At 68.1% G+C, this 12,111-nt stretch carries 10 protein-coding genes; 5 read left to right on the top strand and 5 right to left on the bottom strand.

The window, feature by feature from the left end; genetic code table 11:
- Positions 1–145: 145 nt before the first annotated feature.
- Both VG561_RS06150 and VG561_RS06145 read right to left on the bottom strand, forming a co-directional pair.
- Positions 146–1,573 carry an amino acid permease gene (locus VG561_RS06150; RefSeq protein WP_423179473.1) on the bottom strand — a complete coding sequence of 476 codons (1,428 nt, stop codon included), beginning with the start codon at positions 1,571–1,573 and terminating at the stop codon, positions 146–148.
- An 81-nt stretch (positions 1,574–1,654) separates the two neighbouring features.
- Entirely contained in the window at positions 1,655–3,130 is a 1,476-nt protein-coding gene (locus VG561_RS06145) for an amino acid permease (protein ID WP_014646972.1), read from the bottom strand.
- A gap of 131 nt (positions 3,131–3,261) precedes the next feature.
- On the opposite strand from VG561_RS06145, the gene VG561_RS06140 reads away from it, so the two are divergent.
- Entirely contained in the window at positions 3,262–3,876 is a 615-nt protein-coding gene (locus tag VG561_RS06140; protein WP_080354567.1) for an NUDIX hydrolase, read from the top strand.
- Positions 3,877–3,970: 94 nt separating this feature from the next.
- Here the strand turns inward: VG561_RS06140 and serA are convergent, their stop codons facing one another.
- Positions 3,971–5,212, bottom strand: a complete 1,242-nt coding sequence (gene serA / locus VG561_RS06135) for a phosphoglycerate dehydrogenase (RefSeq protein WP_069118423.1) — start codon at positions 5,210–5,212, stop codon at positions 3,971–3,973.
- Between the two features lie 168 nt (positions 5,213–5,380).
- Between serA and VG561_RS06130 the strand changes: the two genes are divergently transcribed.
- From VG561_RS06130 to VG561_RS06120, 3 genes are all read left to right on the top strand, one after another.
- The gene (locus tag VG561_RS06130) at positions 5,381–6,769 is read left to right on the top strand and encodes an FAD-linked oxidase C-terminal domain-containing protein (RefSeq protein WP_197561294.1); all 1,389 of its coding nucleotides are present in this window, start codon (positions 5,381–5,383) and stop codon (positions 6,767–6,769) included.
- A 62-nt stretch (positions 6,770–6,831) separates the two neighbouring features.
- A complete protein-coding gene (locus VG561_RS06125; RefSeq protein ID WP_126412056.1) occupies positions 6,832–7,131 on the top strand; it encodes a DUF2388 domain-containing protein in 300 nt (99 codons plus the stop codon).
- Positions 7,132–7,141: 10 nt separating this feature from the next.
- Positions 7,142–9,037, top strand: a complete 1,896-nt coding sequence (locus VG561_RS06120; RefSeq protein WP_423179472.1) for a DUF4105 domain-containing protein — start codon at positions 7,142–7,144, stop codon at positions 9,035–9,037.
- Here VG561_RS06120 and VG561_RS06115 read toward each other — a convergent pair.
- Both VG561_RS06115 and VG561_RS06110 read right to left on the bottom strand, forming a co-directional pair.
- Complete coding sequence (locus VG561_RS06115; RefSeq protein WP_014646977.1) at positions 9,015–10,091, bottom strand: ATP-binding protein; 1,077 nt, start codon at positions 10,089–10,091, stop codon at positions 9,015–9,017. The genes VG561_RS06120 and VG561_RS06115 overlap by 23 nt on opposite strands.
- Positions 10,091–10,807, bottom strand: coding sequence for a response regulator (locus VG561_RS06110; RefSeq protein WP_014646978.1), 717 nt, complete (start codon positions 10,805–10,807; stop codon positions 10,091–10,093). The genes VG561_RS06115 and VG561_RS06110 overlap by 1 nt, the downstream gene beginning before the upstream one ends.
- A gap of 129 nt (positions 10,808–10,936) precedes the next feature.
- Between VG561_RS06110 and VG561_RS06105 the strand changes: the two genes are divergently transcribed.
- Positions 10,937–12,085, top strand: a complete 1,149-nt coding sequence (locus tag VG561_RS06105; RefSeq protein WP_423179471.1) for an efflux RND transporter periplasmic adaptor subunit — start codon at positions 10,937–10,939, stop codon at positions 12,083–12,085.
- The last annotated feature ends 26 nt before the right edge of the window (positions 12,086–12,111 follow it).

Here is a 12,111-nt window from a genome sequence, read left to right as displayed (position 1 = left end):
GATGCGGCGACCGAGCTTACAGGGATGTACTTGCAGCGTCCCCCGCAATCTCCCCCCTCCCCGCCAAACCCTCAGCCCAGCTCTTGCCGGCGCTCCGGCTTCAAAGGCGGGTGCAGGGCCGCAGGCCCTGCAATACAAAAACCCCTTACTGACCCCGCAGGCGGCTGTGCCGGAACCCGTAGCAGAAATAGATCACGAAACCGACGACCGTCCACACCCCCATCAGCATCCAGTTGTGCATCGTCATCGCCGACAGCAGCGCCAGGCAGCTCAGCACGCCCAGGCCGCAGATCAGCCACGCCATCGGCATGCGGAACGGGCGCGGCAGGTCCGGCTGGGTGCGGCGCAGGATCAGCACGCCGGCACAGACTGCGGCGAACGCGATCAGCGTGCCCATCGAGGTCAGCTCGCCCAGGATGTCCAGCGGGAACAGCGCCGCCAGCAGCGCGATGCCGATGCCGGTGATCACGGTGTTGATGTGCGGGGTGCGGTACTTCGGGTGGATCCTGGTGAACACCGGTGGCAGCAGGCCGTCGCGGCCCATGATCATGAAGATGCGCGGCTGGCCGATGATCATCACCAGCACCACCGAAGACAGGCCGACCAGCGCACCGACCTCGACCACCCAGCGCAGCCAGCCCAGCTGTGGGTGCGCGGCCACGGCAGTCACCACCGGCTCGTCGGTGCCCAGCAGCTGGAACGGCACCAGGCCAGTCATCACTGCGGCCATTGCGATATACAACACGGTGCAGATCACCAGCGACAGCATCATGCCGATCGGCATGTCACGCTGCGGGTTCTTCGATTCCTGCGCCGCCACCGATACCGCCTCGAAACCGATGTAGGCGAAGAACACCATCGCCGCGCCACGCAGCACGCCTTCCATGCCGTACTTGCCCGGGCCTTCATTGGCCGGAATGAACGGGGTCCAGTTGCTGGTGTCCACGTATTTCCAGCCGACCACGATGACCAGCACGATCAGGCCGGTCTTGAGCACGACCATCGCCATGTTCATCGCCGAGGACTTGCTGATGCCGACGTAGCACAGCCAGGTCAGCAGCAGCACCAGTGCGGCGGCGGGCAGGTTGGCGATCGCGCCGGTGGGGCGCAGCTGCGCGTCCAGTGGCGCGCTGACCAGTGCCGCCGGTAGATGGATGTCGAACTGGCTGAGCAGGCTGAGGAAATAACCGGTCCAGCTGACCGCCACCGCCGAGGCGGAGACGCCGTACTCGAGCACCAGCATCCAGCCGATGAACCAGGCCGAGAGCTCGCCGAAGGTGGCGTAGGTGTAGGTGTAGGAGCTGCCGGAGACCGGCACCATCGAGGCGAATTCGGCATAGGCCAGCGCGCAGAAGGCGCAGCAGATGGCGGCCAGCACGAAGGACAGCATGATCGCCGGGCCGGCGTGGTTGGCGGCGGCCTGGCCGGTGATGACGAAGATGCCGCCGCCGATCACCGCGCCGATGCCCAGGGCGGTCAGCCCCCAGGGGCCAAGGTGGCGACGCAGGCTCAGGCCGTTGGCGTCTTCATGGGCGGCATGCGGATGCTTGGTGGCCCACAGTTGCTTGAACATGTGTGGTGGTCTTGTCGAAGCGCGCCATGGGCGGCGCGCGGGAAAACGGACGGGCCGGCGCGAGGCCGGCCCGAAGGCGGATCAGGGCGACTTGGCGAGCTTGCTGTTGCGGATGCCGTAGCCCAGGTAAATCAGCAGGCCGAGCAGCGTCCAGCCAACGAACAGGTGCCAATGCACCACGAACGCCTGCCAGAACAGGAACAGGCAGGTGGCCGCGCCGAGCGGGCAGATGATCCAGACCATCGGCACGCGGAACGGGCGGTGCAGGTCCGGCTTGGAATAGCGCAGCACCAGCACGCCGATGCAGACCGTGGCGAAGGCCAGCAGGGTGCCCATCGAGACCAGCTCGCCCAGCACGTTCAGCGGCACCAGGCCGGCCAGCGCGGCGGCGATCACGCCGACCACGATGGTGGCGACGTACGGGGTGCGGAAGCGGGCGTGGACCTTGCCGAAGAACTTCGGCAGCAGGCCGTCGCGGGAGATGGTGTAGGCGATGCGGGTCTGGCCCATCATCATCACCAGCACCACCGAGGACAGGCCGGCGATGGCGCCGACTTCCACGAACGTCTTCAGCCAGGACAGGGTCGGGTAGGGCTCCAGCGCGGTCGCCACCGGCTTGTCGGTGCCCAGCAGGTGGTACGGCATCATGCCGGTCAGCACCGCACAGACGATGATGTAGACGATCGTGCACACGGCCAGCGAGCCGAGCAGGCCGATCGGCATGTTGCGTTGCGGGTCCTTGGTCTCGCCAGCAGCGGTGGAGACCGCATCGAAGCCGATGTACGCGAAGAACACGATGGTGGCGGCGCGGAAGATGCCGCTCCAGCCGAACTCACCCGGCACGCCGGTGTTTTCCGGAATGAACGGGTGCCAGTTGGCCGGGTCGATGTGGGCCGCGCCGATGCCGATGAACAGGCAGATGACGGTGACCTTGATCGCCACGATGATCGCGTTGACGAACGCCGACTGGGTCACGCCCACGTACAGCAGGCCGGATACCGCCGCCACGATCAGCACCGCCGGCAGGTTGAACAGCTTGCCGGAGGAGACGAACTCGCTGCCGGTCCAGGCGATGGGCGCGGCGCTGAGCATGTCCGGGAAGGGCATGTGCAGCGTGGTGGTGATGAAGCTGATCAGGTAGGCCGACCAGCCCACCGCGACCGAGGCCGAGGCGAACAGGTACTCCAGCACCAGGCACCAGCCGATGAACCAGGCCATGCCTTCGCCGAGGGTGGCGTAGGAATAGGAGTAGGCACTGCCGGAGACCGGCATCATCGCCGCGAACTCGGCATAGCACAGGCCTGCCAGCGCACAGGCGAAACCGGCCAGCACGAACGACAGCATCACCGCCGGGCCCGCGTGGTTGGCTGCGGCCTGGCCGGTCAGCACGAAGATGCCTGCGCCGATCACCGCACCCACGCCCAGCAGGATGAGGTGTTTAGCCGTGAGGGTCCGTTTCAACGTGGCTTCGCCGTCCAGGCTGCCTTCGATGGGTTCGCCGGCATCGACGTGCCCGGCCGGCTCGACCGGCTTGACCCTCAACAGAGCTTTCAGCATGCAGTACTTCCTAGTGATCGGATGGGGTGGGCGGCCGATACGTTGCCGGCTGCCTTGATGGTGAAGGCCGTGCGAACGGCCCGCTGTACCTTAGCCAAAGCTGAAGCCAACGCACAAGCGCAATCGCAACAATGAACGGCGATAATGAGCAGTATTTTTCCGAACCGCCCCCATTCATGAGCCAGACCGCCGAAACCCTTGCCGCGCTTGACGATCGCCTGCGCGGCCTGCTCCGGGACTACGCGCGCCGCGAACCCGCCCACGACGCCCTGGCTGCCGAATTCGGCACATTGCTGGATGATCCGGAAGATCCGTTCCGCCGCGAGCGCCTGGCCGGCCACTTCACCGCCAGCTGCTGGCTGGTCAGCGCCGATGGCCAGCGCCTGCTGCTCACCCACCACCGCAAGCTGCAGCGCTGGCTGCAGCTGGGCGGCCACGCCGACGGCGACCGTGACCTGGCCCGGGTGGCGCTGAAGGAAGCCGAGGAGGAGTCGGGCCTGAGCGGCCTGGTGCTGGAAGACCCGGCCATCTTCGATCTGGACAAGCACTGGATTCCGGAGCGCAAGGACGTGCCGGGACACTGGCACTACGACGTGCGTTTCGTGATACGGGCGCTGGGGGGCGAGGCCTTCGTGCTCAGCGAGGAATCGCTCGACCTGGCCTGGCGGCCGGTGACCGAGGTCGCGGCCGACCCCGAATCGGATGAATCCATGCAGCGCATGGCGCGCCGTTGGCTGGCGCGCTAGCCATATGTAGAGCCGAGCCAATGCTCGGCTCAATGTCGGCCAGAAGTGCAGCCGAGCATGGGCTCGGCTCTACAAGTGCAAGGCGGAACGCGCGTCAGTACAGGATGCGCGTCCGCAGCGTGCCTGGAATCGCGGCCAGTTCGTCGCGGACGGCGGCGGCCTGCGCCTCGCTGGCGGTGATGTCGATCACCACGTAGCCCACCTTCGGGTCGGTGCGCAGGAACTGGCCGTCGATGTTGACGTTGTGGCGCGAGAAGATCTCGTTGACCCTGGACAGCACGCCCGGCACGTTCTGGTGGATATGCAGCAGGCGCAGGCTGTCCTCGTGTTCGGGCAGGGTCACTTCCGGGAAGTTGACCGCCGACAGGGTGCTGCCGTTGTCGCTGTAGCGCACCAGCTTGGCCGCCACTTCCACGCCGATGTTGTCCTGCGCTTCCAGCGTGCTGCCGCCCACGTGCGGGGTCAGGATCACGTTGTCGTGACGGGTCAGCGGCGACTCGAAGATATCGCCGTTGCCCTTCGGTTCGACCGGGAACACGTCCAGCGCGGCACCGCCGACGTGGCCGCTGGCCAGGGCCGCATCCAGTGCATCGATGTCGACCACGGTGCCGCGCGCGGCATTGATCAGGTGCGCGCCCTTGCGCATCTTCGTCAGCTCGGTGCTGCCGATCATCCATTGCGTGGCTGGGGTCTCCGGCACATGCAGGGTGACGATGTCAGCGCGTGCCAGCAGGTCGTCCAGGCTGGCCGCTGCACGGGCATTGCCCAGTGCCAGCTTGGTTTCCACGTCGTGGAAGATCACCTGCATGCCCAGCGATTCGGCCAGCACGCCGACCTGGGTGCCGATGTGGCCGTAACCGATGATGCCCAGCGTCTTGCCGCGCACTTCATGGCTGCCGCTGGCCGACTTCGACCAGCCGCCGCGATGGCATTCGGCGTTCTTCTGCGGAATGCCGCGGGTCAGCATGATCGCCTCGGCGATCACCAGCTCGGCCACGCTGCGGGTGTTGGAGTACGGCGCGTTGAACACCGGGATGCCGGCCAGCTCGGCTGCGTCCAGGTCGACCTGGTTGGTGCCGATGCAGAAGCAGCCCACCGCGATCAGGCGCTTGGCCTCGGCCAGCACCTCGGCGCTGAGCTGGGTGCGCGAACGGATGCCGACGATGTGCGCCTCGGCGATGCGCGCCTTCAGTTCGTCCTCGGGCAGTGCCTTGGTGTGCGCCTCGATCTGGCTGTAGCCGGCGGCGCTGAACACCTCCACGGCGGTCTGGCTGACCCCCTCCAGCAACAGCACGCGGATATCCTGCTTGGGGAACGAGGTCTTCTTCGGCGACATGGGGCAACACGGCCAGTGGGACAGGGGCTGACCACTATGCCAGATCGAAGCGCCCATGGTGCAGTGCGCAATTGGTTGCATCCGTAGCTATCTGTACCGCTGCGGGGCTGGACGCTGGCGCGTACCGCTGGCACGCTTGCCCGTCTTCACGCACCGCGTTGGACCGTCATGACCGATTCCCGCATTGCCTCGCTGCAGCAGGCCTGTCCCGGCCTGAAGCTGAAGACCGACCCGGCCGACCTGGAGCATTACGGGCGCGACTGGACCCGGCGCTGGACGCCAGCGCCGCTGGCGATCGCACTGCCGGCCACGGTCGAGGAAGTACAGGCGGTGATGCGCTGGAGTGCGGGCGAGGGCGTGGCCGTGGTGCCGTCCGGCGGACGTACCGGCCTTTCCGGTGGCGCGGTGGCCGCCAACGGCGAGCTGGTGCTCAGCCTGGAACGGATGAACAAGGCACTGGCCTACGACGCGGTCGATCGCACCCTAGTGGTGCAGGCCGGCATGCCGCTGGAGGCCGTGCACAACGCCGCGCTGGACCACGGCCTGATCTACCCGGTGGACTTCGCTGCGCGCGGGTCGTGCACGATCGGCGGCAACATCGCCACCAATGCCGGCGGCATCCGCGTGATCCGCTATGGCAATACCCGCGAGTGGATCGCCGGGCTGAAGGTGGTTACCGCCAGCGGCGAGCTGCTGGAACTCAACAAGGGCCTGATCAAGAACTCCAGCGGCTATGACTTCCGCCAGCTGCTGATCGGTTCGGAAGGCACGTTGGGCGTGATCGTCGAGGCGACAGTGAAACTCACCGATCCGCCGCCGGCCAGCAACGTGATGCTGCTGGCAGTACCCAGCTTCGAGGTGCTGATGCAGGTGTTCGCCGCGTTCCGCGCGCGCCTGCAGCTGCAGGCCTTCGAATTCTTCACCGACCGGGCGCTCGAGCACGTGCTGGCGCATGGCGCGCAGGCACCGTTCGACGAGGTGCATCCGTACTACGTCGTCACCGAGTTCGCGGCCAACGACGAGGCACAGGAAGCCGCGGCGATGGCGGCCTTCGAGGACTGCATGGGCAACGGCTGGGTCAGCGACGGTGTGATCAGTGCCAGCGATGCCCAGGCCGCCCAGCTGTGGCGCCTGCGCGAAGGCATCACCGAGTCGCTGGCGCGCTACAAGCCCTACAAGAATGACGTCTCGGTGCGGATCTCGGCGATGCCGGCGTTCCTGGCCGAGACCCAGGCACTGATCGGGCAGGCCTACCCGCACTTCGACGTGGTCTGGTTCGGCCATATCGGCGATGGCAACCTGCACATCAACGTGCTCAAGCCGGACGACACCAGCGACGCCGACTTCGTGGCGCAGTGCGAGCACGTGACCAAGCTGCTGGCGCAGGTGCTGGCCCGCTTCGATGGCAGCATCTCGGCCGAGCACGGCATCGGACTGGTCAAGAAGGGCTACCTGGACAGCACCCGCGGCCCCGCCGAGATCGCGCTCATGAAGGCGGTCAAACGCGCGTTCGATCCCCAAGCGCGGCTGAATCCCGGCAAGCTGTTCGACGCCTGAGCCGGGCAAATCCTTCACGTACCCGTTACGCTCCACGCACCTTCACAACCGGCTTCGAACCGATGACCCGTCCGCTTCTGCTGCTCGCCCTGCTGTCCCTGCCGCTGGCCGGCTTCGCTTCCAGCTTCGCTGGCACCTCGGCCGGTTCGGCGACCGGTGCCTCCTCCGGTTCCTCGGGCAGCAGCTCGGGCGACGACAAGGTAGTGCAGGCCGCGCGCGCCGATGCCGCTGCGTTCGTCGCCAGCGACGGCCAGATCCGTGGCGCCCGCCTGCAGGCCGCGCTGGTCCACCTGCGCGAGCAGAGCGCTGCCGCACAGCAGCAGAGCGACCTGGAACTGGCCCGCGCGCTGCTGGCGCGTTGATGCGGGCTGCATGACCTCGGCGCCATCGCTTTCTGCAGAGCCGAGCCATGCCCGGCTGGATGCCCGGCGCACCCGGATCGCAACAGCAGCCGAGCAAGGCTCGGCTCTACGGAAGCACAGCGGGCGGTGCGGGTGCATCGCCGCATTGGCATGGCTGCTCATCCCTTCCGTCCACGCGGCTGATCGGCTGCAGCTCGATCCCTCCGGTCTCGATCCGGCGCAGCAGCAGCTCGCCAGCCAGACCCTGGCCGACGTGCAGTCCCTGCTGCCGGAAGGCCTGCTGCGCGCTTTGCCGGCTCAGGTGCAGGTGCGCTGGAGTGATGACCTTCCCGCCGAGGTGCACGGGCGCGCTTTCGCCGGCCGCATTACGTTGCGCCGCACCCTGCTGGATGACGGCATGCCCGGCAACCGCCGTGCGCGCCGCAGTGCGCTGGTGCATGAACTGACCCACGTCGCCGACCGTGGCGGTGCGAACTGGTCGCAGAGCGTGCGATGGCGTGACCTTGCGGGCTGGCAGCGCAGGCCCTGGCACCTCGGCCGGGGCGATAACGATTTCCGTGATCGCAGCCCGGATGTCTATGAACTGGCGAACCCGGCCGAGTACCTGGCCGTGAATGCCGAGCATTTCGTGCTCGACGGCGAGTTCGCCTGCCGGCGGCCCGCGTTGGCGCAGTGGTACCAGGCGCATTTCGGAACACCACCGTCGCTGCCACGGCCGCGGTGCGCCACGACGCTGCCCCTGCTGCAGGCCGAATCGGAGGAGGGCGCTGCATCGCTGCTGCAGCTCGACCCGGCGCGCGTCTACGCGGTGGACTACCTGTTCGCCGAAGGCAGTGCGCAGCCGATGAGTCGCTGGGGCCACAGCATGCTGCGGCTGGTGGTCTGCAAGCCGGGCCGCGTACCTGGGCCGGACTGCCGCCTGGACCTGGAGTACCACCGCGTGCTGTCGTTCCGCGCGTTCGTGGGCGACGTGCAGATATCCAACTGGCGTGGCCTGACCGGCGGCTATCCGTCGCGGCTGTTCGTGCTGCCCCTGCAGCAGGTGGTGGACGAGTACACCAAGGTCGAGCTGCGCGGGCTGCAGTCGCTGCCGCTGCAGCTGGGCCGCAGCGAAATCGCCAGCCTGCTCGAGCGCACCGCGCAGGTGCACTGGAGCTATGACGGGCGCTATTACTTCGTCAGCAACAACTGCGCGGTGGAAACCGCCAAGCTGCTGCAGGCCGGGGTGCCGCGCCTTGGCGAGGCGGGCCTGGCCCAACTGAGCCCGCGCGGCCTGAAGCGGCGACTGGTGCGGCTGGACGTGCTCGACGAGAGGGTACTGGCGGACCGCACTGCAGCGCAGGCGCAGGGCTACTACTTCGCCTCGGCGCGCGACCATTACCAGCAGTTGTTCGCAGTGGCCGCGGCCCAGCTGGCCTTGCCCGCTCGTGATGTGCGCGGCTGGTTGAAGCTGCCTGCACAGCAACGCGCACCGTGGCTGCTGCAGGGTGACCTGCGTGCCAGTGCCGGCCTGTTGCTGCTGGAACAGGCCGCGCAGCGGCGCGCCGAGCTGCGCGCACGCGATGTGCTCAAGCGGCAGCTGCTGGCCGCACCGGACAGCGCTGAAACGCGCAGCCTGCGCGGGTTGCTGGAGCAGAGCGGGCAGTGGCTGCGCCCGGGGACGCTGCTGCAGGATGACGGCTATGGATTGCCGCTGGGCGACGAGCAGGCGCTGCTGTCCGCGGCCGTGGCCACTGCCAGTGCGCAGGCGGTCCCGGCGTGGCAGGCATTGCGCGGCCAGCTGCGCCAGCAGCTGCCGATCCGCCAGCGCGAGGAAATGGATGCGATCGACGCCAATCTGGCCGCACTCGGTGCACACCTGCGTACGCAGGCAGCCCGCCCGGCTACTGGCGCGGCAGTTCGATGACGAAGCGGCTGCCGCCGGCGCTGCCCGGGATGCAGTAGACGCGGCCACCGTGCGCGTCGGCGATGGCCTTGACCACCGCCAGGCCGAGCCCGCTGCCGCCGCCCTGTCGCGAACGCGAACCGTCGCCACGCATGAACGGGGTGAAGATATCCGCGTGCAGTTCCGGGTCGATGCCCGGACCCTCGTCTTCGATCGCCACCTGCACGTGGCCGGGCGTGTCATGCACTGCAATCCGCACCTTGCCCGGGCTGGCATAGCGCCGCGCGTTCTCCAGCAGCGCCAGCAATGCCTGGCGCAGGCGGGTCGGGTCGCAGTGCGCGTTGTGTTCCTCGCGGCTGGTTTCCAGCTCCAGCACGAAGCCGGCGGCGCGGAACTGTGGATCGACCAGGGTCATCACCGAATGCACCTCGGCCACCACGTCGGTGCGCGCGCGACGCACGTCCAGCCGCGCGTTGTCGGACAGGCTCAGCACGCGCAGGTCCTCGATCAGCCGTGACAGCCCTTCGACCTGGGCCAGCAGGCTGCGGAACTGCGACTCGTCTGGCTGGAACACACCCTCTGCCAGCCCCTGCAGGCGGCCACGCAGGATCGTCACCGGCGTGCGCAGCTCATGGGCGATGGCCGCGTGCCACATCGCGCGCTCGCTCTCCATGTGCTGCAGGCGGCGCGCCATCGCATTGAAGTCCTCGACCAGGGTCGCCACTTCGCCCGGCGAATTTTCCTCGACGCTGGCGCGTGCACCCAGGTCGCCGCCCGCGAGCGCACGCACGCTGTCCACCAGCGAATTCAGCGGCGACAGGATGCGGTGGGCGAGGCGGAACGAGGCGGCGATGGCCAGCGCCAGCCCGGTCAGGATCACGCCCACCATCCATGCCAGTTCCGGGCCGGTCGGCAGCCAGCTTTCCGGCTCCTCTGCACTGCCGGGGAAGAACTCGACCAGCACCGCGTACAGCAGCCACGATGACAGGATCATCATCACGATGACGCCGATCACCATCAGCGACATCGAAACGATGATGTGGCGGCTCAGCCCGGAGCGGCGCAGGGAGGGCATCAGCGATCGGCCATCAGCCGGTAGCCGACGCCACGCACGCTGGCTGGGACGTTGACCATGCCCACTTCATCCAGCTTGCGGCGCAGCTTGCTGACATGGCTGTCGACGGTGCGCTCCAGTGCTTCGCTTTCCGGCAGGCATTCGTGCATCAGCTCGCTGCGGCTGAAGATGCGCGTCGGCGCCAGCGCCATGCAGTGCAGCAGCTTGAACTCGGTGAGGGTGAGCAGCACTTCGTGGCTGTAGCCTTCGCCCTCCACGTGCACCGCGTGGGTGGCCGAGTCGATCAGCAGCGGGCCGACGCGCAACGCGGTGGGTGCGTCCACGCGCGCGGCGCGCAGCGTGCGCCGCAGTACGGCGCGCACGCGCGCGGCCACCTCGGCCGGGTTGAAGGGCTTGACCACGTAGTCATCAGCGCCCATCCGCAGCGCGGTCAGCTTGTCCAGGTCCTGGTCCAGTGCGGTCAGCATGATCACCGGCGTCTCGCCGCGCTGGCGCAGCTGGGTCAGCACGCTCCAGCCGTCCAGGCGCGGCAGCTGCACATCGAGCAGGACCAGGTCGGGCCGGGCGCTGCGGTGCAGGTCCAGTGCGCTGTGGCCATCGGCGGCGCGCAGCGTGCGCAGTCCTTCGCGTTCCAGGTAGGCGCAGAGAATGTCAGCGATCTCGGCCTCATCCTCGACGATCAGGACGAGGGCGGCGAGGGCAGGGGAGGCATGCATGCAAGGGCGGGGCCGTAAGGTGCTTGCCTCCATCGTATCTCCACAGTTCCTCCATCGAAACCCCATCATCGCCACGCAGACTGCGCGCTTCAGAACCTATCCGCCGCCTGCGCGGCATTGTGCACAGCAATGAGAACCTTCAGGACTCCGGTCGCGTTGATCGCGGCCCTCGCCTTGGCCATGACGGCCTGCTCCACTCCCGAAGCCACCCCCGAGGCGGCGCCGCGCGTCAGCGTGATCAGCGTCGGCCCGAAGGTGGTGCAACGTGACGACGAACTGCCAGGCCGCGTCGCGGCGGTGCGCACCGCGCAGATCCGCGCACAGGTGGGCGGCATCGTGCAGCGGCGCCTGTTCGACCAGGGGGCGGAAGTCAGTGCCGGCCAGGCCTTGTTCCAGATTGACCCGGCAGCGTTCCGGGCCGACGTCGATTCGGCGCTGGCCGCACTGCAGCGCAGTGAGGCGGCGTTGGGCCGCAGTCGCGTGCAGTCGCAGCGCCTGCACGCCCTGGCTGCCGCGCAGGCGGTCAGCCAGCAGCATCGGGACGACGCCAGCGCCGAGTACGAGCAGGCACGCGCGGCAGTGAATGAAGCGCGCGCGATCCTGTCCCGTCGCCAGCTCGACCTGCGCTATGCCACGGTCAGCGCACCGATTGCCGGCCGTATCGATCAGGCATTGGTGACCGAAGGTGCGCTGGTCGGCGTGGCCGATGCCGAGCCGATGGCCGTGGTACAGCAGATCGACCAGGTCTACGTGGATGTGCGCCAGCCGGCGGCACAGCTGGAGTCGCTGCAGCGCAGTGCGGCCGGCGGCGACAAGCTGCCGGTGACGATCATCGGTGCCGCCGGCAAGCCGCTGCCCGAGCGTGGCCAGCTGCTGTTCTCCGGTATCAATGTCGATGCACGGACGGGTGATGTGATCCTGCGCATCCTGGTGGACAACCCGCGGCGGCAGCTGCTGCCCGGCATGTATGTGCGCGCGAGGGTGCCGCGGGGTGCCCCGGCCAGCGCGTTGACCGTGCCACAGCAGGCCGTGCTGCGCAGCGCCGGTGGCCAGGCCTATGCCTGGGTGATAGGCGCCGACGGCAGGGCGGTGATCCGCACGCTGGAGGTGGACGGCAGCGTCGATCGCCAGTGGCTGGTGCGCGCGGGCCTGAAGGCCGGCGAGAAAGTGGTGGTCGAGGGCCAGGAGCGCCTGCAGGAAGGCGTGGTGGTCGATGCGCGCGACTGGCAGAAGCCGGTCGCCAGCGCCGGTGCGGTGCAGGCCGGCAGCAAGGGCTGAGCCTTTCCCGGGACAGCCCCTCCAGG

Source organism: Stenotrophomonas sp. CASM110 (genome assembly GCF_049384345.1).
Lineage (GTDB): Bacteria > Pseudomonadota > Gammaproteobacteria > Xanthomonadales > Xanthomonadaceae > Stenotrophomonas > Stenotrophomonas muris.
Note: the sequence above shows the minus strand (reverse complement) of the source record. Positions and strands in the feature narration are given on the sequence as shown.

What these genes read in the sequence shown, in the direction of transcription:
- VG561_RS06120 (WP_423179472.1), top strand. Translation starts at nt 7,142, where the DNA reads ATGACCTCGGCGCCATCGCTTTCTGCAGAGCCGAGCCATGCCCGGCTG.
- VG561_RS06130 (WP_197561294.1), top strand. Translation starts at nt 5,381, where the DNA reads ATGACCGATTCCCGCATTGCCTCGCTGCAGCAGGCCTGTCCCGGCCTG.
- VG561_RS06125 (WP_126412056.1), top strand. Translation starts at nt 6,832, where the DNA reads ATGACCCGTCCGCTTCTGCTGCTCGCCCTGCTGTCCCTGCCGCTGGCC.
- VG561_RS06105 (WP_423179471.1), top strand. Translation starts at nt 10,937, where the DNA reads ATGAGAACCTTCAGGACTCCGGTCGCGTTGATCGCGGCCCTCGCCTTG.
- VG561_RS06150 (WP_423179473.1), bottom strand. Translation starts at nt 1,573, where the DNA reads ATGTTCAAGCAACTGTGGGCCACCAAGCATCCGCATGCCGCCCATGAA.
- VG561_RS06140 (WP_080354567.1), top strand. Translation starts at nt 3,262, where the DNA reads ATGAACGGCGATAATGAGCAGTATTTTTCCGAACCGCCCCCATTCATG.
- VG561_RS06145 (WP_014646972.1), bottom strand. Translation starts at nt 3,130, where the DNA reads ATGCTGAAAGCTCTGTTGAGGGTCAAGCCGGTCGAGCCGGCCGGGCAC.
- VG561_RS06110 (WP_014646978.1), bottom strand. Translation starts at nt 10,807, where the DNA reads ATGCATGCCTCCCCTGCCCTCGCCGCCCTCGTCCTGATCGTCGAGGAT.
- VG561_RS06115 (WP_014646977.1), bottom strand. Translation starts at nt 10,091, where the DNA reads ATGCCCTCCCTGCGCCGCTCCGGGCTGAGCCGCCACATCATCGTTTCG.
- serA (WP_069118423.1), bottom strand. Translation starts at nt 5,212, where the DNA reads ATGTCGCCGAAGAAGACCTCGTTCCCCAAGCAGGATATCCGCGTGCTG.